The organism is Pseudoxanthomonas kaohsiungensis (assembly GCF_010211765.1).
Taxonomy (GTDB): Bacteria; Pseudomonadota; Gammaproteobacteria; order Xanthomonadales; family Xanthomonadaceae; genus Pseudoxanthomonas; species Pseudoxanthomonas kaohsiungensis.
Window position 1 is genome coordinate 454950 of sequence record NZ_PDWO01000001.1, and the last position, 21489, is coordinate 476438.

Annotated in this window: 21 protein-coding genes; 12 read left to right on the forward strand and 9 right to left on the reverse strand. The window is 70.0% G+C overall.

The genetic code is table 11. The annotated features are described in order from the left end of the window. Nucleotides 1-11: 11 nt before the first annotated feature. The 3 genes from CSC66_RS02060 to CSC66_RS02070 all read right to left on the reverse strand — a co-directional run bounded on the left by CSC66_RS02060 (nt 12) and on the right by CSC66_RS02070 (nt 2305). Entirely contained in the window at nt 12-389 is a 378-nt protein-coding gene (locus CSC66_RS02060) for a hypothetical protein (protein WP_338016010.1), read from the reverse strand. Nucleotides 390-417: 28 nt separating this feature from the next. Next, nucleotides 418-687 (reverse strand): FAD assembly factor SdhE, encoded by a 270-nt coding sequence (locus CSC66_RS02065; protein ID WP_202935575.1) that lies wholly within the window; start codon nt 685-687, stop codon nt 418-420. Between the two features lie 274 nt (nt 688-961). Beyond that, on the reverse strand, nt 962-2305 hold the full coding sequence (locus CSC66_RS02070) for an MFS transporter (RefSeq protein ID WP_162375700.1): 1344 nt from the start codon (nt 2303-2305) through the stop codon (nt 962-964). Between the two features lie 198 nt (nt 2306-2503). On the opposite strand from CSC66_RS02070, the gene cyoA reads away from it, so the two are divergent. The 7 genes from cyoA (at nt 2504) to CSC66_RS02105 (ending at nt 9405) form a co-directional block, all read left to right on the forward strand. Continuing rightward, on the forward strand, nt 2504-3559 hold the full coding sequence (gene cyoA / locus CSC66_RS02075; protein ID WP_238394210.1) for a ubiquinol oxidase subunit II: 1056 nt from the start codon (nt 2504-2506) through the stop codon (nt 3557-3559). Nucleotides 3560-3656: 97 nt separating this feature from the next. Then, a complete protein-coding gene (cyoB, locus tag CSC66_RS02080) occupies nt 3657-5630 on the forward strand; it encodes a cytochrome o ubiquinol oxidase subunit I (RefSeq protein ID WP_379655904.1) in 1974 nt (657 codons plus the stop codon). Continuing rightward, on the forward strand, nt 5623-6264 hold the full coding sequence (cyoC, locus tag CSC66_RS02085; RefSeq protein WP_162375702.1) for a cytochrome o ubiquinol oxidase subunit III: 642 nt from the start codon (nt 5623-5625) through the stop codon (nt 6262-6264). Before cyoB ends, cyoC begins: the two co-directional genes overlap by 8 nt. After that, nucleotides 6264-6686 carry a cytochrome o ubiquinol oxidase subunit IV gene (gene cyoD, locus CSC66_RS02090; RefSeq protein ID WP_162375703.1) on the forward strand — a complete coding sequence of 141 codons (423 nt, stop codon included), beginning with the start codon at nt 6264-6266 and terminating at the stop codon, nt 6684-6686. The genes cyoC and cyoD overlap by 1 nt, the downstream gene beginning before the upstream one ends. Before the next feature lie 29 nt (nt 6687-6715). Continuing rightward, nucleotides 6716-7537, forward strand: a complete 822-nt coding sequence (locus tag CSC66_RS02095) for an SURF1 family protein (protein WP_162375704.1) — start codon at nt 6716-6718, stop codon at nt 7535-7537. After that, the gene (locus CSC66_RS02100) at nt 7512-8867 is read left to right on the forward strand and encodes an ATP-binding protein (protein ID WP_238394211.1); all 1356 of its coding nucleotides are present in this window, start codon (nt 7512-7514) and stop codon (nt 8865-8867) included. Before CSC66_RS02095 ends, CSC66_RS02100 begins: the two co-directional genes overlap by 26 nt. After that, nucleotides 8860-9405: a response regulator transcription factor gene (locus tag CSC66_RS02105; protein ID WP_162375706.1), complete on the forward strand. Its 546-nt coding sequence runs from the start codon at nt 8860-8862 to the stop codon at nt 9403-9405. The genes CSC66_RS02100 and CSC66_RS02105 overlap by 8 nt, the downstream gene beginning before the upstream one ends. A gap of 725 nt (nt 9406-10130) precedes the next feature. Here CSC66_RS02105 and CSC66_RS02110 read toward each other — a convergent pair. The 5 genes from CSC66_RS02110 to CSC66_RS02130 form a co-directional block, all read right to left on the reverse strand. After that, nucleotides 10131-10913, reverse strand: coding sequence for a succinate dehydrogenase iron-sulfur subunit (locus tag CSC66_RS02110; RefSeq protein WP_162375707.1), 783 nt, complete (start codon nt 10911-10913; stop codon nt 10131-10133). Between the two features lie 98 nt (nt 10914-11011). Continuing rightward, nucleotides 11012-12802 (reverse strand): succinate dehydrogenase flavoprotein subunit, encoded by a 1791-nt coding sequence (sdhA, locus tag CSC66_RS02115; protein WP_162375708.1) that lies wholly within the window; start codon nt 12800-12802, stop codon nt 11012-11014. 24 nt (nt 12803-12826) lie between these two features. Next, nucleotides 12827-13228: a succinate dehydrogenase, hydrophobic membrane anchor protein gene (gene sdhD / locus CSC66_RS02120; protein WP_162375709.1), complete on the reverse strand. Its 402-nt coding sequence runs from the start codon at nt 13226-13228 to the stop codon at nt 12827-12829. Next, nucleotides 13225-13617, reverse strand: coding sequence for a succinate dehydrogenase, cytochrome b556 subunit (sdhC, locus tag CSC66_RS02125; RefSeq protein ID WP_162375710.1), 393 nt, complete (start codon nt 13615-13617; stop codon nt 13225-13227). Before sdhC ends, sdhD begins: the two co-directional genes overlap by 4 nt. A 54-nt stretch (nt 13618-13671) precedes the next feature. Then, nucleotides 13672-13848: a DUF1674 domain-containing protein gene (locus CSC66_RS02130; protein WP_162375711.1), complete on the reverse strand. Its 177-nt coding sequence runs from the start codon at nt 13846-13848 to the stop codon at nt 13672-13674. A 41-nt stretch (nt 13849-13889) separates the two neighbouring features. On the opposite strand from CSC66_RS02130, the gene ygfZ reads away from it, so the two are divergent. After that, nucleotides 13890-14768, forward strand: coding sequence for a CAF17-like 4Fe-4S cluster assembly/insertion protein YgfZ (gene ygfZ, locus CSC66_RS02135; RefSeq protein ID WP_379655903.1), 879 nt, complete (start codon nt 13890-13892; stop codon nt 14766-14768). 101 nt (nt 14769-14869) lie between these two features. On the opposite strand, the gene CSC66_RS02140 is transcribed toward ygfZ, so the two are convergent. After that, complete coding sequence (locus CSC66_RS02140; RefSeq protein ID WP_162375713.1) at nt 14870-15949, reverse strand: ABC transporter ATP-binding protein; 1080 nt, start codon at nt 15947-15949, stop codon at nt 14870-14872. A 411-nt stretch (nt 15950-16360) separates the two neighbouring features. Here CSC66_RS02140 and zwf point away from each other — a divergent pair, with 411 nt between their 5' ends. From zwf to edd, 4 genes are read left to right on the forward strand one after another with little or no spacing between them, the layout of a single operon-like run. Next, complete coding sequence (zwf, locus tag CSC66_RS02145) at nt 16361-17806, forward strand: glucose-6-phosphate dehydrogenase (protein WP_162375714.1); 1446 nt, start codon at nt 16361-16363, stop codon at nt 17804-17806. Nucleotides 17807-17808: 2 nt separating this feature from the next. Beyond that, complete coding sequence (gene glk / locus CSC66_RS02150) at nt 17809-18798, forward strand: glucokinase (protein ID WP_162375715.1); 990 nt, start codon at nt 17809-17811, stop codon at nt 18796-18798. After that, on the forward strand, nt 18795-19523 hold the full coding sequence (pgl, locus tag CSC66_RS02155) for a 6-phosphogluconolactonase (protein ID WP_162375716.1): 729 nt from the start codon (nt 18795-18797) through the stop codon (nt 19521-19523). Before glk ends, pgl begins: the two co-directional genes overlap by 4 nt. A gap of 4 nt (nt 19524-19527) precedes the next feature. Further along, nucleotides 19528-21441, forward strand: a complete 1914-nt coding sequence (gene edd / locus CSC66_RS02160) for a phosphogluconate dehydratase (RefSeq protein WP_162375717.1) — start codon at nt 19528-19530, stop codon at nt 21439-21441. The last annotated feature ends 48 nt before the right edge of the window (nt 21442-21489 follow it).

Here is a 21489-nt window from a genome sequence, read left to right on the forward strand (position 1 = left end):
GTCGATGGCCGCTATGGTGCCATCGCCCGGTCGCCGCGCGAAGCGGCGCGCGCGGCGACGGCCAGCCGCAGTTCACGCCGCAGCGGCGGCGGCAGCGTGTCCGGCCACCACACCAGGCGCGCGTGGCGGCCATCGGCTTGCACGGCATGGACGAACGCCAGCGGTCCTCGCCACCGTACCCAGCAGTCGTGCAGGTGCTCACCATCCAGGCTGTCCGCCCCGCCTGCATGGCCGGCAAGGACCAACCGGCGATGGGGCCTGGCCGCTTCTCGCCGCAGCAGCCACAAGCCCCGGCACGCCGCAGCGGCGGCCAGTGGCCAGGCCCACGCACCCGGCAGGTCCGATCCGAGTACCGCCGCCGGTGCCAGGCCGGAGATCAGCGCCAGCAATGCCAGCAGCCAGCGCGAAGGGCGCCATTCAAGCCGGCAGGGCGCGGATCCGGGCGATGAGGTCGGCGAGTTCGGCATCCGGACAGGCCTCGTAGCCCATGAACCAGCGCCACAGCCTATCGTCCTCGCAATCGAGCAGCCTCAGGAAAACACCCCGCTGGGCGTCGGTCGCAGCCGGATAGGCGTGTACGAGCCAGCGCTCGAACAGCTGGTCCAGCTCGCGCATCCCGCGCCGGCAGCGCCAGCGGATGCGACGCAGGTCGGCGGCGGGATCGATGTCGGGCGGAAGGTCGGTCATCGGAGCGGCGTTGCAAGCGAGCCACCATTGTGCCGGCGGCACCGCCGTTTTTTGTAGGCGCCCGCCTTCATGGGCGACCACTCGACGCCGAACCCGCATTCGCCCGCTTCATCATTGCGGGTGGCGACTCGCAGGCACGTGCGCGTCGCGCGCCGGCAAGCAACAGGCGCGAGCCCGCACCCACGCACGGCCGGCATGGACACCGGCGACGGCGCCTCGTACCACCACGAATGGCCACGTTACCGCTGGTCCGGCGCTTAGGCCTCGCCCGCGATCAGCCCTGCGCCGCCTCGCGCTGCTTGAGCCGGCGGTTGACCACCAGCGCCGCCAGCGTCGCCAGCGCGCCCGACAGCAGGTACAGGCCCACGTATGGCAGGCCGAATTCGGCCGCCAGCACCAGCGCCACCAGCGGCGCGAACGCCGCGCCGATCAGCCACGCCAGGTCGGTGGTCAGCGCCGCCCCGGTGTAGCGGTAGCGCGAACCGAAATTGCGGGTCACGGCGCCGGAGGCCTGCCCGTAGGACAGCCCGAGCAGGACGAAGCCGATCAGCACGAACAGCTGCTGCGCACCCGGACCGCCACCCAGCAGGGTCGGGGCGAAGCCGCTGAACACCGCGATCGCCACCGCGGTGGCGGCCAGGGTCTGCACCCGGCCCACCCGGTCGGCGATCACGCCGGAGGCCAGCACGCCGCCCATCGCCAGGAACCCGCCCACCACCTGCACCATCAGGAAGCGGCTGATGTTCTGCTCGGTGTACAGCTGGATCCACGACAGCGGGAAGATCGTGACGACATGGAAGATGGCGTAGCTGGCCAGCGCGGCGAACGCACCGATGACCACGTGCCGGCCCTTGACCCGGAACAGCTCCGACACCGGCACCGGCTCGAGCTCGCGCTCGCCCATCTGCTGCTCGTACTCTTGGGTGACCACGATGCGCAGGCGCGAGAACAGCGCCACGACGTTGATCGCTAAGGCCGCGAAGAACGGATAGCGCCAGCCCCAGTCGTAGAAGTCGGCGTTGGACAGGCTCGAATACAGGAACGCGAACAGCGCGGCGGCGACGATGAAGCCGGCCGGCGCGCCGAGCTGGCCGAGCATGGCGTACCAGCCGCGGCGGTGCTTGGGGGCGTTGAGCGCCAGCAACGACGGCAGGCCGTCCCAGGAACCGCCCAGGGCCACGCCCTGGCTGGTGCGGAACAGGATCAGCAGGACGATGGCCAGCGCACCCACCTTCTCGTAGCCGGGCACGAAGGCGATGCCGGCAGTGCTGGTACCGAGCAGGAACAGCGCGGCGGTCAGCTTGGTGCCGCGGCTCCAGCGGTCCTGGATCCACAGGAACAGTACCGTGCCCAGCGGCCGCGAGACGAACGCCAGGGCGAACACCATGAACGAGTACAGCGTGGCCTGCAGCGGCTCGGCGAACGGGAAGAACACCTTCGGGAACACCAGCGCCGAGGCGATGCCGTATACGAAGAAGTCGAAGTATTCGGAGATGCGGCCGATGACCACGCCCACGGCGATCTCGCCGGGGGCGACCTGGGCATGGGACGCCGGATCCTGTCCGTGGACGGAAACCGTGGGAGAGGCGGCGGGGCTGGACGCGGGGATGGAGGACATCGCGATGGGAGTGTGCTGTGCCTGCGGGGGGAGGCTACACCGGGTTGCGTGGCGGAGGCGTGCGCCACCGGGCCGGGGCCGGCGGCACAGGTTCCCACCGATGGCCCGCCGCGACCATAGGACAAAACGCCCAATCGTCGTGTTAACGCGGCAGGAGTAAAGTGGCGGCCGCTGAGACCCCCACCAGCCCCTATTCAGATGTCCACCATCATGCACCTGCGCCGGCTCCTGCTGGCAGCCGGACTGGTCGCTCCGTTGGCCGGCTGCAACACCATCCTGCTCAACGCGCCCGGCGACATCGCCCGGCAGCAGGGCGACCTGATCATCGTCGCGACGCTGCTGATGCTGATCATCATCGTCCCGGTGATCGCCCTGACCCTGTTCTTCGCCTGGCGCTACCGGGCCTCGAACAAGGCGGCCACCTACAAGCCGGACTGGGACCACTCGCTGCAGCTGGAGCTGGTGATCTGGGCCGCGCCGCTGCTGATCATCATCGCCCTGGGCGCGATCACCTGGATCAGCACCCATACCCTGGATCCGTACCGCCCGCTGGACCGCATCGCCGAGGGCCGCCCGCTGCCGGAAGGCACCGAGCCGCTGGTGGTGGAGGTGGTGGCGCTGGACTGGAAGTGGTTGTTCCTCTATCCCGAACAGGGCATCGCCACCGTCAACGAGCTGGCCGCGCCGGTGGACCGGCCGATCCAGTTCAAGCTCACCTCGTCCACGGTGATGAACGCGTTCTACGTGCCGGCGCTGGCCGGCATGATCTACACCATGCCGGGCATGCAGACCGAGCTTAACGCGGTCATGAACTCGCCCGGCGAGTACGAAGGCTTCTCGGCCAACTACAGCGGCGCCGGTTTCTCGGGCATGCGCTTCCGCTTCCATGCGCTGGACGGTGCCGGCTTCGACGACTGGGTGTCCCGCGCGCGCGCCGGCGGCAAGCTCGACCGCGAGGCCTACCTGGCGCTGGAAAAGCCCAGCGAGCGCGAGCCGGTGCGGCACTTCGGCAGCGTCGAGGACGGCATGTTCGACGCCATCCTCAACCGCTGCGTCGACCCGCGCCGGATGTGCATGCACGAGATGATGGCCATCGACGCCGGCAACGGCCCCGGCCGCACCGGGATCGAAGGCCTGGAGGCGCGCCGCACCGGCGACCTGCGCGGCCGCCGCTACGTGCAGTCGGCCATGTGCGCCTCCACCGACGCCCCGGCCGCCGGCCTGAACACCTCCCTTTCCCGCCTCGCTCCCTGAGCGGACCACGCCGCCGCCCGCGCCCGCGCCGGCGGCCTGACGACGGAAACTGCAAGCGATGTCCTCCCCCCACTCCACTTCCGCGCCCTACAACCCGCTGACCGGCTACCTGGGCTGGGAATCGTTCCCGCTGCACGACCCGGTGATCCTGTCGGCGTTCGTCGGCACGCTGCTGGCCGGCATCGCCGTGCTGGCGCTGATCACCCGCTACAAGCTGTGGGGCACGCTGTGGCGCGACTGGTTCACCAGCATCGACCACAAGAAGATCGGCATCATGTACATGGTGCTGGGCCTGGTGATGCTGCTGCGCGGCTTCGCCGACGCGCTGATGATGCGCCTGCAGCAGGCGATGGCCTTCGGCGACAACCTGGGCTACCTGCCGCCGCACCACTACGACCAGGTGTTCACCGCCCACGGCGTGATCATGATCTTCTTCGTGGCCATGCCGCTGGTCACCGGCCTGATGAACTACCTGGTGCCGCTGCAGATCGGCACCCGCGACGTCGCCTTCCCGTTCCTCAACAACTTCAGCTTCTGGATGACCACCGCCGGCGCGGCCCTGGTCATGCTGTCGCTGTTCGTGGGCGAGTTCGCCAAGACCGGCTGGCTGGCCTACCCGCCGCTGTCGGGGATCGACTACAGCCCCGACGTGGGCGTGGACTACTACATCTGGGCCTTGCAGATAGCGGGCCTGGGCACGTTGCTGTCGGGCGTCAACCTCATCGTGACCATCGTCAAGATGCGCGCGCCGGGCATGACCCTGATGCGCATGCCGGTGTTCACCTGGACGGCGCTGTGCACCAACGTCCTGATCGTGGTCAGCTTCCCGGTGCTGACCGCGGTGCTGGCGCTGCTGGCGCTGGACCGCTACGTGGGGACCAACTTCTTCACGAACGACCTCGGCGGCAACCCGATGATGTACGTGAACCTGATCTGGATCTGGGGCCATCCGGAGGTCTACATCCTGATCCTGCCGGTATTCGGCGTGTTCTCGGAGATCGTGGCCACCTACTCGGGCAAGCGCCTGTTCGGCTACAGCTCGATGGTCTACGCCACCGTCGTGATCACCGTCCTGTCCTACCTGGTGTGGCTGCACCACTTCTTCACCATGGGCTCGGGCGCCAGCGTCAACTCGTTCTTCGGCATCACCACGATGATCATCTCGATCCCCACGGGCGCGAAGATCTTCAACTGGCTGTTCACCATGTACCGCGGCCGCATCCGCTTCGAGGTGCCGATGCTGTGGACGGTCGGGTTCATGGTCACCTTCGTCGTCGGCGGCATGACCGGCGTGCTGCTGGCGGTGCCGCCGGCCGACTTCGTGCTGCACAACAGCCTGTTCCTGGTCGCCCACTTCCACAACGTGATCATCGGCGGCGTGGTGTTCGGCCTGTTCGCCGGCATGACCTTCTGGTTCCCGAAGGCGTTCGGCTTCAAGCTCGACGACTTCTGGGGGAAGATGTCGTTCTGGTTCTGGCTGGCCGGCTACTGGTTCGCCTTCACCCCGCTGTACGTGCTCGGCCTGATGGGCGTGACCCGCCGGGTCAGCCACTTCACCGATCCCTCGCTGCAGATCTGGTTCCAGATCGCCGCCTTCGGCGCGGTGCTGGTGGCGATCGGCATCGCCTGCTTCCTGATCTGCATCTTCGTCAGCTTCCGCAGGCGCGAGCAGCTGCGCGACGTCACCGGCGACCCGTGGGACGCGCGCAGCCTGGAGTGGTCCACCTCCTCGCCGCCGCCGGAATACAACTTCGCCTTCACCCCGGTGGTCCACGACAACGACGCCTGGTGGGACATGAAGCAACGCGGTGCCAGGCGCCCGCTGTCCGGGTTCCTGCCGATCCACATGCCGAAGAACACCGCCGCCGGCGTGGTCCTGGCCGGCCTGAGCACGGTGCTCGGCTTCGCCCTGGTCTGGCACATCTGGTGGCTGGTGGTCGCCGCGTTCGCCGCAACCGTGGTCGCCACGATCGTGCACACCTTCAACTACAAGCGCGACTACCACATCCCGGCCGAAACGGTGGCCCGGACCGAGGAGCAGCGCACCGCCCTGCTGAACGCCCATGTCTGACGCGATCGCCCTGAACCCCGCCGGCGCCGTGCCGGACAGCCGCCCGGTGCAGTTCTACGACCTGTCCGGGGAGCACCATCCGCAGCAGGGCACCCTGCTCGGCTTCTGGCTTTACCTGATGAGCGACCTGCTCATCTTCGCCTGCCTGTTCGCGGTCTACGGCGTGCTGGGCCGCAGTTACGCCGCCGGGCCCACCGGCGCGGACCTGTTCGACCTGCCGCTGGTGGCGGTGAACACGGCGATGCTGCTGTTCTCCTCGATCACCTACGGCTTCGCCATGCTGTCGATGCAGCGCCGGCACGTGCCCGGGGTGCTCGCCTGGCTGGCGATCACCGGGCTGTTCGGCCTGGCCTTCCTCGGGATCGAGCTGTACGAGTTCTCGCACCTGATCCACCAGGGCGCCGGGCCCCAGCGCAGCGCGTTCCTGTCCTCGTTCTTCGCCCTGGTCGGCACCCACGGCCTGCACGTGACCTTCGGCATCGTCTGGCTGGTGGTGCTGATGGTGCAGGTGCAGCGCTACGGCCTGCATGCGGCCAACCAGCGCCGGCTGCTGTGCCTGTCCATGTTCTGGCACTTCCTGGACGTGGTCTGGATCGGCGTGTTCACCTTCGTCTACCTGATGGGAGTGCTGTGATGAGCCGTCCCCACGACCCGCACGCGCACGACGGCCACGGCCATGCCGGGCAAGCGCACGGCGACCACGGCCACGACCACCACGTCGAGGCCGCGCACGGCACGATGCGCGATTACGTCACCGGCTTCGTCCTGTCGGTGATCCTCACCGCGATCCCGTTCTGGCTGGTGATGAACGGGGTCATCGCCAGCGCGGGCATGACCGCCGCGGTGATCCTCGGCTTCGCCGCGGTCCAGATCGTGGTCCACATGGTGTACTTCCTGCACATGAACGCCCGATCCGAGGGTGGCTGGAACATGCTCGCGCTGATCTTCACCGTGGTGCTGGTGGTGATCGTGCTGTCCGGCTCGTTGTGGGTGATGTACCACCTCAACGCCAACATGATGCCGATGTCCCCGCACGAGGCGCGGGTCCAGCCCTGAACCGGGGCCTTCCCCACGGACCGGTGCCGATGGCCAGGGCCGGACAGGGTCGCGACGAAGTGCCGCGCGCCCCGCGTGGCCCGCTCGCGCTCGCCCTGCTGGCCATCGCCTTCGCCTGCGGTCTGGCCCTGTTCGCCTCGCTCGGGGCCTGGCAGGTGCAGCGCCTGCAGTGGAAGCACGACCTGGTCGCCCGGGTGGAGGCGCGCATCCACGCCGAGCCGGTGGCCGCGCCCGACGCCGCCGCCTGGACCGCCGCGGCGCCAGAAGACCACGAGTACCGGCGCGTTCGCCTGCACGGCCGCTGGCTGGGCGGCCGCGACACCCGCGTGCAGGCGGTGACCGAAGCCGGCGCCGGACGCTGGCTGCTGCGCCCGTTGCTGCGCGACGACGGCAGCGTGGTCCTGGTCAACCTGGGCTACGTGCCCGAAGACTGGCAGGCGCCCGCACCGGCGAACGGTCCGGTCGAAGTCACCGGGCTGCTGCGCCTGACCGAACCGGCGGGTGGATTCCTGCGCGACAATGTGCCGGCGCAGGAGCGCTGGTACTCCCGCGACGTGGCGGCCATCGCCGCCCATCGCGGCCTCGCCGGTGCGGCGCCCTACTTCGTCGATGCGGACGCGGCCTCGGCGGCGCAGGCCGGCACGCCCTGGCCGCGCGGCGGCCTGACGGTGGTACGGTTCCGCGACAACCACCTGGGCTACGCGCTGACCTGGTTCGCGCTGGCCCTGCTGGTGGCCGGCGGCGCGTGGCGTTTCGCGCTGGAGGAAGCGCGCATCCGCCGGCGCTGGCGGCTGGAACCGGCCACGGAGGCCCACGATGCGGCGGATGGCGACAACCCGCGTGCCCGATAAGCGCCAGGCGATCGAGTCGGCCCGCACCGATACCGCCCGTGGCGCCGGCGTGCGCAACATGCAGCAGCTGATCCAGTTGCGCTGGATCGCGCTGGTCGGGCAGCTGGCCACCATCCTGTTCGTCCATTTCGTGCTTGGGATCGCCCTGCCACTGGCGACGATGCTCGGCGTCGCCGCCTGCCTGGCCGCCTTCAACCTGGCCAGCCTGCTCTACTGGCGCCCGCGCCAGGACGTGGGCGATGCGGCACTGCTGGCGGCACTGCTGGTCGACGTGGCGGCCTTGACCGCGCAGCTGTACCTGAGCGGCGGCATCACCAATCCGTTCGTGTTCCTGTTCCTGCTGCAGGTGGCGGTCGGCGCGGTGCTGCTGCCGGGCTGGGCCGCCTGGGTGGTGGTGGCGGCCAGCTGCGCCGGGGTGCTCGGACTGGTCGTCTTCCCCGGCCCGGTCACCATCGCCGCCAATCCCGAACAGGGCATCGGCGATGCCTACGTCCAGGGCCTGCTGGCCTGCTTCCTGCTCACCGCGGTGCTGGCGGGGCTGTTCATCGGCCGCATCGCGCGGATCCTGCGCGTGCGCGACGCACGCCTGGCCGACCTGCGCCAGCAGGCGGCAGAGGAGGAACACATCGTGCGCATGGGCTTGCTGGCCTCCGGGGCCGCGCACGAGCTGGGCACGCCGCTGGCCACGCTCTCGGTGCTGCTGGGCGACTGGCGGCGCATGGCGCCGTTCACCGAACACCCCGAGCTGCAGCAGGACCTGGACGAGATGCAGACCCAGCTGGCGCGCTGCAAGGCGATCGTCACCGGCATCCTGCTGTCGGCCGGCGACACCCGCGGCGAGGCGCCGGCACAGACCACCCTGGCGGTGTTCCTGGACGAGCTGGTCAGCGAATGGAGCGCCACGCGCCCGGTCGGCGTGCTCGACTACCGCCGCCACCTCGACCAGGACCTGCCGATCGTCTCCGACTCCGGGCTCAAGCAGATGATCGGCAACATCCTGGACAACGCGCTGGAGGCCTCGCCGGACTGGGTCGGGCTGGAAGTCAGCCGCCAGGGCGAGGACGGCGAAACGCTGCGCCTGAAGGTGAGCGACGCCGGAACGGGCTTCACCGCCGAGACCCTGGCCAATTTCGGCAAGCCCTACAATTCCAGCAAGGGGCGCCCGGGCGGCGGCCTGGGCCTGTTCCTCTCGCTCAACGTCGCCCGCAGCTTCGGCGGCCGCCTGTACGCGGCCAACCGCGTCCCGCGCGGCGCCGAGGTGGTGCTGGAGCTGCCGCTATCCGCGCTGGCCCTGCCCGCGCAAGAACCGGACGGATCGATCGATGGTTGAAGATACCGCCCCACGCCGCCTGCTGGTAGTCGAGGACGACGAAGCGTTCGCCCGGACCCTGATCCGTTCCTTCGAACGGCGGGGCTACGAAGTCCGCCACGCCACCGGCCAGGCCGAACTGGAGCTCGCGCTGCGCGACTTCGCCCCGGGCTACGCGGTGGTCGACCTGAAGCTGGCCGGCGGCAGCTCCGGGCTGAGCTGCGTGCAGGCGCTGCATGCGCACGATCCGGCGATGCTGATCGTGGTGCTCACCGGCTATGCCAGCATCGCCACCGCGGTGGAGGCGATCAAGCTCGGCGCGTGCCACTACCTCGCCAAGCCGTCCAACACCGACGACATCGAGGCCGCGTTCGGTCGCGCCGAGGGCAACGCCCAGGTCGGCCTGGGCGAGCGCCCCACGTCGATCAAGACCCTGGAGTGGGAGCGCATCCACGAGGTGCTGGCAGAGACCGGCTTCAACGTCTCGGAAACCGCCCGCCGCCTGGGCATGCACCGGCGCACGCTGGCGCGCAAGCTGGGCAAGCAGCAGGTCAAGTAGCGCCCGATCGTCGCGGCGCTGCCCCCCAATCGCGGCGAGCTCCTGCCTCCGACTAACCGCGTGTCGTCCAATTGGACAGTTTGCATGAGTCAAGGACGGGAGGCGTCGGCGGTTCCGTTCGGGTGCAAGGCGGTGCATGCGCCGGCCTCGAAGCGCCGATCCGTGGGTAGCCGGGACTCAAGAGCGGCGGCGAACGCAGCTCCGGACGGGGCCACCGTTCTGCCGCCATGGGGGTCGTCGCTCGCGCCGGCGTCCCTGCCTCAGCTCGCGACCGCGGCACATCCCTGTGCCGCTCGACCCCCATGGCGACAGAACGGCGTCCTTTCGGCCCGTTCGGCGCATGTCTTCGATCATTGCCGGGACCTCAGCAATAGGGCGTTCCTTAAAGATTCGGGGGACGGTGACGGCGAAGCACCATCCCATCCCGCCGTCACCCCATCGATCGAAGCCACGACCTCGAAGATCACCGAGGACGCCGTGTCCTGGGGAGAGGGTCCAAGTGGCACATGGATGTGCCACGACCCGAGTAAAGACAGGATGTCGTCCCGAGGGATGGGCCCTCTCCCCAGGGCACGGCGGCCCCTTCCGAAGCCGACGCTTCAACCAACCGGCCCCTAAAGCCGGCCCGCGCTTCCAGCGTCGCCCGCCCGACACGCGGCGCGGAACAAGGCCAAAAAAAAGCCCGGCGATGCCGGGCTTTTCCAGTAGCTCGAATCAACCGCGCATCAGGCGCGGCGCGCCATCATCAGCTTCTTGATCTCGGCAATTGCCAATGCCGGGTTCAGGCCCTTCGGACAGGTCCGCGCGCAGTTCATGATGGTGTGGCAGCGGTAGAGCTTGAACGGATCTTCCAGGTCGTCCAGGCGCGCACCGGTGTCCTCGTCGCGCGAATCGATGATCCAGCGGTAGGCCTGCAGCAGGATCGCCGGGCCCAGGTAGCGCTCGCCGTTCCACCAGTAGCTGGGGCAGCTGGTCGAGCAGCAGGCGCACAGGATGCACTCGTACAGGCCGTCCAGCTTCTTGCGGTCCTCCGGCGACTGCAGCCGCTCGCGGTCCGGCGGCGCCGGCGTCTGGGTGCGGATCCACGGTTTGATCGAAGCGTACTGCGCGTAGAAATGGGTCAGGTCCGGGACCAGGTCCTTGACCACGCTCATGTGCGGCAGCGGGTAGATCGGCACCTCGGCCTTGCCGCAGTCGGCGATCGCCTTGGTGCAGGCCAGCGTGTTGGTGCCGTCGATGTTCATCGCGCACGAACCGCAGATGCCCTCGCGGCAGGACCGGCGGAAGGTCAGGGTCGGGTCGATCTCGTTCTTGATCTTGATCAGCGCGTCCAGGACCATTGGACCGCACGCCGCCAGGTCGACCTCGTAGGTGTCGGTGCGCGGATTGGCGCCGTCGTCCGGGCTCCAGCGGTAGACCTTGAAGGTGCGCGGGTTCTTCGCGCCCTTGGCCGGGAAGTGCTTGCCCTTCCGGACCGTGGAATTCTTCGGGAGACTGAACTCTGCCATGGCTGATCTCGTTGGCTCAGGCGGCCCGCGGTGCGAGCGTGGCGCGCGCGGTGCCGCGTGCGTCGTGGAGGGTGGCGGTCTGGCGCTGCATCGCGGCCTCAGTACACGCGCGGCTTCGGCGGCACCACGGCCACGTCGTCGCTGAGCGTGTACATGTGCACCGGCCGGTAGTCGAAGCTGCAACCGCCCTTGTCGTCGACCGTGACCAGCGTGTGCTTCTGCCAGTTGGCGTCGTCGCGCTCGGGGAAGTCCTCGTGCGCGTGCGCGCCGCGGCTCTCGTGGCGCTGCTCGGCCGAGTTGATCGTGGCCACGGCATTGAGCAGCAGGTTGTGCAGCTCGTAGGTCTCGATCAGGTCGGAGTTCCACACCAGCGAGCGGTCGGAGACCTTCACGTCCTCGAAGCTGGCGAAGATGTCCTTCATCTTCGCGCAACCCTCGGCCAGGGTCTTGCTGGTGCGGAACACCGCCGCGTCGGACTGCATGGTCCGCTGCATCCGGTCGCGGATCACCGCGGTCGGGGTGTCGCCGTCGGCATGGCGCAGCTTGTCCAGGTGCGCCAGCGCCTTGTCGCAGGCGTCGGATGCCAGCGGCTTGTGCGGCGCGCCCTTCCTGATCGTCTCGGCGCAGCGGTTGGCCACCGCGCGGCCGAACACGACCAGGTCCAGCAGCGAGTTGGAGCCCAGGCGGTTGGCGCCATGCACCGACACGCAGGCCGCCTCGCCGATCGCGTACAGGCCCGGCACGACCGCATCGGGGTTGTCGCCGACCTTGCGCACGACTTCCCCGTGGTAGTTGGTCGGGATGCCGCCCATGTTGTAGTGCACGGTCGGGATCACCGGGATTGGCTCCCTGGCCACGTCCACGCCGGCGAAGATGTGCGCGCTTTCCGCGATACCCGGGAGCTTCTCGTTGATCACTTCCGGGCCCAGGTGGGTCAGGTCGAGCAGGATGTGGTCCTTGTGCTCGCCCACGCCGCGGCCTTCGCGGATCTCGATGGTCATCGAGCGGCTGACCACGTCGCGCGAGGCCAGGTCCTTGTAGTGCGGCGCGTAGCGCTCCATGAAGCGCTCGCCGCTGGAGTTGCGCAGGATGCCGCCTTCGCCGCGCACGCCCTCGGTGATCAGGCAGCCGGCGCCGTAGATGCCGGTGGGGTGGAACTGCACGAACTCCATGTCCTGCATCGGCAGGCCGGCGCGCATCACCAGGCCGCCGCCGTCGCCGGTGCAGGTATGGGCCGAGGTCGCGCTGAAGTACGCGCGGCCGTAGCCGCCGGTGGCCAGGACCACGCCCTGGGCGCGGAACAGGTGCAGCGAGCCTTCGGCCATGTCCAGCGCCAGCACGCCGCGGCAGGCGCCCTCTTCGTCGAAGATCAGGTCCAGCGCGAAGTACTCGATCATGAAGCGCGCGTCGTGCGCCAGCGACTGCTGGTACAGCGTGTGCAGCATGGCGTGGCCGGTGCGGTCGGCCGCAGCGCAGGTGCGCTGCGCCGGCGGGCCCTCGCCGAACCGGGTGGTCATGCCGCCGAACGGGCGCTGGTAGATCTTGCCTTCCTCGGTGCGCGAGAACGGCACGCCGTAGTGCTCCAGCTCGATGATCGCCGGGATCGCCTCGCGGCACATGTACTCGATCGCGTCCTGGTCGCCCAGCCAGTCCGAACCCTTGATGGTGTCGAAGAAGTGGTAGCGCCAGTCGTCCTCGCCCATGTTGCCCAGCGCGGCCGAGATGCCGCCCTGCGCGGCGACGGTGTGCGAGCGGGTCGGGAAGACCTTGGTCAGGCACACCGTCTGCAGGCCCTTCTGGGCCAGGCCGAAGGTGGCGCGCAGGCCGGCGCCACCGGCGCCGACGACGACCATGTCGTACTTGTGTTCGGTGATCTTGTAGGCGGACATCGGGTCTGTATTCCTTTGCGCGGCTCAGCCGGCCAGCGCGATGCGGGCGACGGCGAAGATGCTGACGATCGCGCCGAGCACCGCGATGAACTTCACGCCGGTCTGCAGGACCAGGGCGAGCAGCGAATGGTGGATGTAGTCCTCGAGGATCACCTGGAGGCCGAGCTGCGCGTGCCAGAACATCGCCACCAGGAAGCCGACCAGCAGCACGGCATTCCACGGCCGCGACACCGCGTCGGCGGCGGTCAGGTAGTCGCTGCCGACCAGGCCGATGACGAACCAGACGAACCACAGGCCCAGCAGCGCCAGTGCGGTGGCGGTCAGGCGCTGGTGGATGAAATGCTCGGTGCCGGTCTTGGCCGACCCCAGGCCGCGCACGTCCTTCAGCGGCGTGCGGTAACGGTTGCCCCTGTTGCCGGCATTCATGCGGCACCTCCGTTCAATGCAAGGGTCCAGATCGCAGCGGTGATCACCAGGCTGCCGACCACCGCAAGCCAGCTGCTGCGGACGAAGGCCGGAATGCTGTGGCCGATGGCGAAGTCCTGCACCAGGTGGCGGATTCCATTGCAGATGTGGTAGCTGAACGCCCAGCTCCAGCCGAACAGGAACACCTTGCCGTACCAGGCGCCGGCCACGCCGGTGAAGCAGGCCCAGGCATCGGGGCCGAGCATCAGGGACAGCAGGCCCGCGGCGATGACCAGCGCACCGGCGGCCAGGACCATGCCGGTGGCGCGGTGCAGGATCGAGGTCACCATCTGGATCTGCCAGCGGTACACCTGCAGGTGCGGTGACAGGGGGCGTTCGCGGCTGCTCATCGGCAGGTTCGTCTCGGCTGTGCGGCACGCGGCCGCGTGGCTGTTGGCGCGGCGTCAGAAATCGACGCAGCGTCCGTTCTTTTCCCAATCACCGTAGCGGGTCGGCTCCGGTCCGTCGCGCCCGCCGAACTCCCGCGGCCTGGACTTGCCCGCGTCGCGGTCGGCGGGCGGCTGTGTTCCATCCTCCGGCGCGCCGGCAGGCTCGGGAACCGCGGGGCTTTGACCTATCATGGGACTCCTTGCAACGCACAAAATTTTAAGCCCCGGTCAACGTGCCTGACAACCAGCCTTTCGTATCCCCCTTGAATCCGCCGGGTTTTTTCCCGCTCGACGACCATTCGGTGCTCGCGCTGGAGGGTCCGGAGGCGATTGCGTTCGCCCACGCGCAGTTTTCCAGCGACGTGACCGCGCTGGCCGTCGGGCACTGGCAATGGAGCACCTGGCTCACCGCCAAGGGACGGGTCCTGGCCGTATTCGCGCTGCTGCGCACCGGCGAGCATGCGTTGCGGCTGGTGCTGCCGGACGTCGATGCGGCGGAGCTGGCCGATGCGCTTCGTCGCTACGTGTTCCGGCGCAAGGTCACGCTCGCCGCCCGGCCCGACCTGCGCGTGACCGGCGCATTCGCCGCGCCCGCGCAGGCGCGCGGACCGCTGCTGGCCGGCGACGAAGCCAACGGCCTGGAGCTGGACTACGGCACGGCCGCGCTGCCGCGTACGCTGCGCCTGGCGGGCGGACCTGGCGCCATCGAACCAGCGTCGACCGAGGCCTGGTCGGTCGCCGACCTGCGCCTGGGCCTGCCGCGCCTGCCGCCGTCGCAGCGCGAACAATGGACCCCGCAGCAGCTGGCCCTGGACAGGCTGGCGGCCTTCAGCGTGAAGAAGGGCTGCTATCCGGGCCAGGAGATCGTCGCCCGCACCCATTTCCTGGGCCGGGCCAAGCGTGAGCTGCTGTTGCTGCAGGTGGCCGACGCCGCCGAGCCGGGCGCCGCGGTGCTCCAGGCCGGCCAGGCGATCGGAAGCCTGGCCAGCGCGGCGGGCCGGTCGCCCCGCTACGCCCTGGCGGTGGTGCCGCTGGAGCGCGCAGACGGTCCGCTGAAGGTGGCCGATACGCCGGTGCGGGTCGAGCCGTTCGTGGAGGGGTTCGCCCGCTGAGCGTCAGTGTGCAATGACGTCGGAGCAGCGGGGCAAGCCCCGCTCTACGCGTCGGAAGCCGGCGGCGCCAACCCGGCCAGTGCGCGGCGCCTTGGACAGGCTCAGGCCGCCAGGCGCAGGCCGCTGCCGGGATCGAAGAAGTGCAGGTGCGCCGGATCGGCGCGCAGGCTCAGCCGGGTGCCGGGTTCGGGCAGGCCCTGGGGCGGCAGGCGCGAGACCAGCACGCGGCCGGCGAAATCCAGGTGCAGGAAGGCCTCGCTGCCGACCGGCTCGACCACGTCCACCCGCGCCTGCAGCCCCTCCCCGGCCGCCGGCAGCAGGTGTTCCGGGCGCACGCCCAGGGTGACGCGCCGACCGAGCCAGGCGCCGGGGACCTCCGCGCCCGGCAGCGGCACGTCGCCCTGCCCGTCCAGCACCAGGCGCAGGCCGTCGGCCGCGCGCAGCTCGCCCTCGAGCACGTTCATCGCCGGGCTGCCGAGGAAGCCGGCCACGAACAGGTTGGCCGGCCGCTCGTACAGCGCCATCGGCGTATCGATCTGCTGGATGCGGCCCGCGTCCAGGACCACGATCCGCTGGCCGAGGGTCATCGCCTCGACCTGGTCATGGGTGACGTAGACCATGGTGGTGCCCAGGCGCTGGTGCAGCCGCGCGATCTCGGTGCGGGTGGAATGGCGCAGCTTCGCGTCGAGGTTGGACAGCGGCTCGTCCAGCAGGAACACCGACGGCTCGCGCACCAGCGCCCGGCCCAGCGCCACGCGCTGGCGCTGGCCGCCGGACATTTCCCGCGGGCGCTTGCCGAGCATGTCCTGCAGGCCCAGCATCGCCGCCGCGTCGGCTACCCGCCGGTCCAGCTCGGCGCGCGGGGTGCCGCGCAGCTTCAGTCCGAAGGCCAGGTTCTCGGCGACGGTCATGTGCGGATACAGCGCATAGCTCTGGAAGACCATGGCGATGTCGCGGTCCTTCGGCGCCACGTCATTGACCACCCGCTCACCGATGCGCAGGGTGCCCGACGTGATCTCCTCCAGCCCGGCGATCATCCGCAGCAGCGTCGACTTGCCGCAGCCGGACGGACCGACCAGCACCATCAGTTCGCCATCGGCGATCTCGAAGGTGGCGCCGTGCACCGCCACCTGGCCGTTGCCGTAGACCTTGCGGACCTGGTCCAGCTGAAGACCCGCCATCGTGACCTCCCGGGAATACGTATGCATGGCCCGCGCGCGACCTCCGCCCGGCCGCTCCGATGATGTCACGCGGCAGCATCCGCTGGCGACCGGACGCGCCTGGCAGGCGCAATGGCGAGCTGCCGCCGCCGGCCCGCGCGACAACGCCTGCGCATCGACGACCCATCCTGCGGCGGCGCGCTACGGGCCCGCGAAGGGCACCGGCGACCATGCGCGGCAGGATGTTGGCTACCGTTTCCGTGGACACGGTTTTGACCACTGGACAAGAAGCGCGGCGGACCGCCATATTTCCCAAGTTAAGGCACGGCCGCACGGAGCACCCGGACGCCCCGCCACCACGCCCGTCCCCCGGGCACGCCCCCACCGAAAGAAGCCACGGAACCGATGCCACACGCCACGGAAGCCCACCGGATGCATGACACCCTGCTGCTGTTCGGCGCCACCGGCGACCTGGCGCAGCGCTACCTGTTCCCCTCGCTGCTGCGCCTGCAGGGCGACGGGCTGCTGCCGGAGGACTTCCGCGTGCGCGCGCTGGCGCTGTCGCCGCACGACACCGGCAAGTTCCGCGAGATCCTGCGCGAGCGCTTCGCCAACCTGGCCCACTACTCGCCCAGCGACGAGCAGGTCGAGCAGTTCCTGGCGCGCGTGGACTACCGCTCCGTCGACATGCGTACGCCCGAATCGGTGGCCGACGCGGTGCGCGACATGGTCGACCGTCCCTGCGTGAGCTACCTGTCGATCCCGCCGGGCCTGTACATCAGCACCTGCGAAGGCCTGGCCCTGGGCGGCGCGTTCAAGGCACCGAACCGGCTGATGCTGGAGAAGCCGATCGGGCACGACCTGGACTCGGCGCGCGAGATCAATGCCACCATCGGCCGGCTGATCGACGAGGACCGGATCTTCCGCATCGACCACTACCTGGGCAAGGCGGCGGTGCAGAACCTGCTGGCGCTGCGCTTCGGCAACACGCTGCTGGAAGCGGTGTGGAACCGCAACTACATCGACTCGGTCAACATCCTGGTCTCCGAGACCGAGGGCGTGGACGGGCGCAACTCGTACTACGCGCGCTCCGGCGCGCTGCGCGACATGGTCCAGAGCCACATCCTGCAGCTGCTGTGCCTGGTGGCGATGGAACCGCCGGCCTCGCTGGGCGCCGACCGGATCCGCGACGAGAAGGTCAAGGTGCTGCGCGCGATGCGTCCGTTCAGCGCCGCCGAGGCGCAACGCCACAGCGTGCGCGGCCGCTACATCGCCGGCACGATCGATGGCGCCCCGGTGCAGGCCTACACGCCTCCGGATGACAGCGATGTCGAAACCTTCGTCGGCGTCACCGCCCACATCGACAACTGGCGCTGGGCCGGGGTGCCGTTCCACCTGGTCACCGGCAAGCGCATGGCCGAGCGGTCGACCGTGGTCACGGTGACGCTCAAGCCGGTCACCCACTGGCTGTTCGAGCGCCCCGACGGCGCCCATGCCGCGCCCAACCGCCTGACCTTCCGCCTGCAGCCGCAGGAGGACATCGAGCTGGGCCTGATGAGCAGCCTGGCCGGCCCCGAATGGGGCACGCTGGAGCTGCATCCGCTGGAGCTGGAGCTGTCCTCGCAGCCGGGCCACAACCGCCGCATCGCCTACGAGCGCCTGTTCCTGGACGCACTGCACGGCAGCCACGCCCTGTTCGTGCGCAACGACGAGGTCGAGGCGGCCTGGGCCTGGACCGACAGCGTGGTCGACGCCTGGAAGAGCGGCCACGTGCCCATGCAGTACTACCCCGCCGGCACCTGGGGCCCGCACGACGCCAACGCCTACCTGCCGGCCGAGTTCGACGCGGTCGGGCGCCCGGCCAGCCGCGGGACCTGACCATGTCCGCCACGCTGCTGATCGCCGACATCGGCGGTACCAATGCCCGCTTCGCCCTGGCCGACCCGCACGCGGCGACGCCGCTGCTCGACGACAGCGTGCGCGAGTTCGCGGTCGCCGACTTCCCGTCGCTGGCCGACGCCGCGCGCCACTACCTGGACCAGGCCGGCGCGCACGCCGACCGCGGCGTGTTCGCGGTCGCCGGCCGCGTCGATGGCGACGAGGCCCGCATCACCAACCATCCCTGGGTGATCTCGCGCAGCCGCACCCGCGAGATGCTCGGCTTCGACCAGGTGCACCTGCTCAACGACTTCGCCGCGCAGGCGATGGCCATCAGCCTGTACCGGCCTGAAGACCTGGTCGCCATCGGCGGCGTGGCCTGGAACCCGGCGCCGGCCGACCAGCCACGCACCTATGCGGTGCTGGGCCCGGGCACCGGCCTGGGCGTGGGCGGCCTGGTGGTCCGCGACGGCCGCTGCTACCCGCTTGAGACCGAAGGCGGCCACGTGAGCTTCCCGCCGGGCACGCCGGAGGAGATCCGGATCCTGGAGATCCTGTCGGCGCAATTCGGCCGTGTGTCCAACGAGCGGCTGATCTGCGGTCCGGGCCTGGTCAACATCCACCGCGCCCTGTGCGAGCTCGCCGGCCTCGACCCGGGCCTGCTGGAGCCCAAGGACATCACCGCACGCGCCGCCCAGGGCGATGCCCTGGGGATGCGCGCGGTCGACGTGTTCTGCGCGGTGTTCGGCGCCATCGCCGGCGACCTGGTGCTCACCCTGGGTGCCTGGGACGGGGTGTTCCTGACCGGTGGCCTGGTGCCGAAAATGCTCGACTCCCTGCGCCACAGCGGCTTCCGCCAGCGCTTCGAATACAAGGGGCGCTTCTCGCCGACGATGGCCCGGGTGCCGTCCCTGGCCGTGGTGCATCCGCGCGCCGGCCTGCTCGGTGCGGCCGCCTATGCGGTCGACCTGCTCCGCCGGGAGGCCGCATGAAGCGCAACCCGCCCGTGCGCGACTCGCGCGTGGAATGGATCGAGCACGGCGATCCGGAATCCTGGATCCACGGCATCGTCGCCGACATGGAACGCATGCTCGCGGTCGAGCTGGCGATCCGCGGCCGCGCGCGCATGCTGCTCTCCGGCGGCACCACGCCGGCCCCCGCCTATGCACAGCTGGCCGTCGCGCCGCTGGACTGGTCGAAGATCACCGTCGGCCTGGTCGACGAGCGCTGGCTGTCGCCGCAGGACAGCGCCAGCAACGCGCGCCTGGTACGCGAGAGCCTGCTCGACCGCGCCGACGTCGGCCGCTTCGAGCCGCTGGTCCGCGAGGGCCTGACCCTGGCCGAGTCGGTCCACGCCGCCAACGTCGAGGCCGAACATGCGCAGGAAGCCTGCGTGGCCGTGCTCGGCATGGGCAACGACGGCCATACCGCCTCGTTGTTCCCCGGCTCGGCCGACCTCGACCGCGCCCTGGCCAGCCCGCTGCCGTACGCGGCGCTGGACGCCAGCGGCTGCCCGGTCGCCGGCGACTGGCCCTTGCGCATCACCCTGACCCCGGCCGGCCTGGCGCGTACCCGCCACCGGCTCCTGCTGTTGCGCGGCGAGACCAAGCGCGAGGTATTCCTGCGCGCGCTGCAAGGCGACGACGTGCGCGAACTTCCGATCCGCGCGGCACTGGGGATCGGCCTGGAACCGGTGCGCGTGCACTGGTGCGAGTGAAGACATGAGCCTGCATCCGAAGATCGAAGCCATCACCGCGCGCATCGTCAAGCGCAGCGCCCCCTCGCGTGCGGCCTACCTGGCTGGCATCGACCAGGCGGTCCGCAACGGGCCCAACCGCACGCCGCTGAGCTGCGCCAACCTGGCCCACGTGTTCGCCGCCTGCGGCGACACCGACAAGGCGCGCCTGCGCGCCGACGCGACGCCCAACCTCGGCATCATCACCGCCTACAACGACATGCTCTCGGCGCACCAGCCGTACGAGCACTACCCCGAGCGCATCCGCGCCCTCGCCCGCAGCCTGGGCGCGACCGCGCAGGTCGCCGGCGGCGTGCCGGCGATGTGCGACGGCGTCACCCAGGGCCGCGGCGGCATGGAGCTGTCGTTGTTCTCGCGCGACGTGATCGCCCAGGCCGCCGCGATCGGCCTGAGCCACGACGCGTTCGACGCCGCGCTTTACCTCGGCATCTGCGACAAGATCGTGCCGGGCCTGCTGATCGGCGCGCTGGCCTTCGGCCACCTGCCGGCGCTGTTCGTGCCGGCCGGGCCGATGCCCGCCGGCATCCCCAACAAGAAGAAGGCCGAGGTGCGCGAGCGCTACGCCGCCGGCGAAGCCACCCGCGAGGAGCTGCTCGAGGTCGAGGCGCAGTCCTACCACTCGGCCGGCACCTGCACCTTCTACGGCACCGCCAATTCCAACCAGGTGCTGCTCGAGGCGATGGGCGTGCAGCTGCCGGGCAGTTCCTTCATCAACCCGGGCACGCCGCTGCGCACCGCGCTCGACGACGAAGCCGTCCACCGCGTGCTGAAGATGACCGCGCTGGGCGACGACTACCGCCCGCTGGGCCGGTTGATCGACGAGCGCGCCATCGTCAACGCGGTGGTCGCGCTGATGGCCACCGGTGGCTCGACCAACCACACCATCCACTGGATCGCCGTGGCGCGCGCCGCCGGCGTGGCCCTGACCTGGGACGACATGGACCAGCTCTCGCAGGTGGTGCCGCTGCTGGCGCGCGTCTATCCCAACGGCGAGGCGGACGTGAACCGCTTCCAGGCCGCCGGCGGCGTGCCGTTCGTGTTCCGCGAACTGCTCGATGCCGGACTGATGCACGACCTGGCCACCGTCGTGCCCGAGGGCATGCGTGCGTTCACCCGCGAACCGCGCCTGGAAGGCGGCGTGCTCACCTCGGTGCCGGCACCGGCCGTTTCCGGCGACGAGTCGGTCGTGCGCACCGCGGCCGCGCCGTTCGAAGCCCAGGGCGGCCTGCGCCTGCTGCGCGGCAATATCGGGCGCGGCCTGATCAAGCTGTCCGCGGTCAAGCCCGAGTACCGCTATATCGAAGCGCAGGCGGTGGTGGTCGACGCGCCGCAGAAGCTCAACAAGCTGCATGCCGCCGGCGTGTTGCCACGGGATTTCGTCGCCGTGGTGACCTACCAGGGCCCGCGCGCCAACGGCATGCCGGAGCTGCACTCGCTCGCCCCATTGCTGGGCATGCTGCAGAACCAGGGCCGCAAGGTGGCGCTGGTCACCGACGGCCGCCTGTCCGGTGCCTCGGGCAAGATCCCCGCGGCGATCCACGTCACGCCCGAAGCCGCGCGTGGCGGCGCGATCGGCAAGGTCCGCGACGGCGACATCGTCCGCCTGGACAGCGAGGCCGGTACGCTGGAAGTGCTGGTCGACGCGGCCGAGTTCGCGGCCCGCGAGGTCGCCGCCAACACCAGCCCCGCGCTGCACGACCTCGGCCGCAACCTGTTCGCCAACAGCCGTGCCCTGGTCGGCCCGGCCGACCAGGGCGCGCTGTCGATCTCCTGCGGACCGCCGGCGCACGATGGCAGCGCCTGGGACTACGACGCCGAATACGAGCTCGGCTGCGATGCCGACGCGGCGCTCGCCCCGCACGAGGCCAAGGACGCCTGAGCCGGGGGCACACCGGCGCCGCGGCTTGCGACCCGCGTCTCGTAGAGC

Excerpts from the sequence above, each read along its gene's own strand:
- CSC66_RS02065 (WP_202935575.1), bottom strand. The coding sequence starts at position 687 with ATGACCGACCTTCCGCCCGACATCGATCCCGCCGCCGACCTGCGTCGC.
- CSC66_RS02070 (WP_162375700.1), bottom strand. The coding sequence starts at position 2,305 with ATGTCCTCCATCCCCGCGTCCAGCCCCGCCGCCTCTCCCACGGTTTCC.
- cyoA (WP_238394210.1), top strand. The coding sequence starts at position 2,504 with ATGTCCACCATCATGCACCTGCGCCGGCTCCTGCTGGCAGCCGGACTG.
- cyoC (WP_162375702.1), top strand. The coding sequence starts at position 5,623 with ATGTCTGACGCGATCGCCCTGAACCCCGCCGGCGCCGTGCCGGACAGC.
- cyoD (WP_162375703.1), top strand. The coding sequence starts at position 6,264 with ATGAGCCGTCCCCACGACCCGCACGCGCACGACGGCCACGGCCATGCC.
- CSC66_RS02095 (WP_162375704.1), top strand. The coding sequence starts at position 6,716 with ATGGCCAGGGCCGGACAGGGTCGCGACGAAGTGCCGCGCGCCCCGCGT.
- CSC66_RS02100 (WP_238394211.1), top strand. The coding sequence starts at position 7,512 with ATGGCGACAACCCGCGTGCCCGATAAGCGCCAGGCGATCGAGTCGGCC.
- CSC66_RS02105 (WP_162375706.1), top strand. The coding sequence starts at position 8,860 with ATGGTTGAAGATACCGCCCCACGCCGCCTGCTGGTAGTCGAGGACGAC.
- CSC66_RS02110 (WP_162375707.1), bottom strand. The coding sequence starts at position 10,913 with ATGGCAGAGTTCAGTCTCCCGAAGAATTCCACGGTCCGGAAGGGCAAG.
- sdhA (WP_162375708.1), bottom strand. The coding sequence starts at position 12,802 with ATGTCCGCCTACAAGATCACCGAACACAAGTACGACATGGTCGTCGTC.
- sdhD (WP_162375709.1), bottom strand. The coding sequence starts at position 13,228 with ATGAATGCCGGCAACAGGGGCAACCGTTACCGCACGCCGCTGAAGGAC.
- sdhC (WP_162375710.1), bottom strand. The coding sequence starts at position 13,617 with ATGAGCAGCCGCGAACGCCCCCTGTCACCGCACCTGCAGGTGTACCGC.
- CSC66_RS02130 (WP_162375711.1), bottom strand. The coding sequence starts at position 13,848 with ATGATAGGTCAAAGCCCCGCGGTTCCCGAGCCTGCCGGCGCGCCGGAG.
- CSC66_RS02140 (WP_162375713.1), bottom strand. The coding sequence starts at position 15,949 with ATGGCGGGTCTTCAGCTGGACCAGGTCCGCAAGGTCTACGGCAACGGC.
- zwf (WP_162375714.1), top strand. The coding sequence starts at position 16,361 with ATGCATGACACCCTGCTGCTGTTCGGCGCCACCGGCGACCTGGCGCAG.
- glk (WP_162375715.1), top strand. The coding sequence starts at position 17,809 with ATGTCCGCCACGCTGCTGATCGCCGACATCGGCGGTACCAATGCCCGC.
- pgl (WP_162375716.1), top strand. The coding sequence starts at position 18,795 with ATGAAGCGCAACCCGCCCGTGCGCGACTCGCGCGTGGAATGGATCGAG.
- edd (WP_162375717.1), top strand. The coding sequence starts at position 19,528 with ATGAGCCTGCATCCGAAGATCGAAGCCATCACCGCGCGCATCGTCAAG.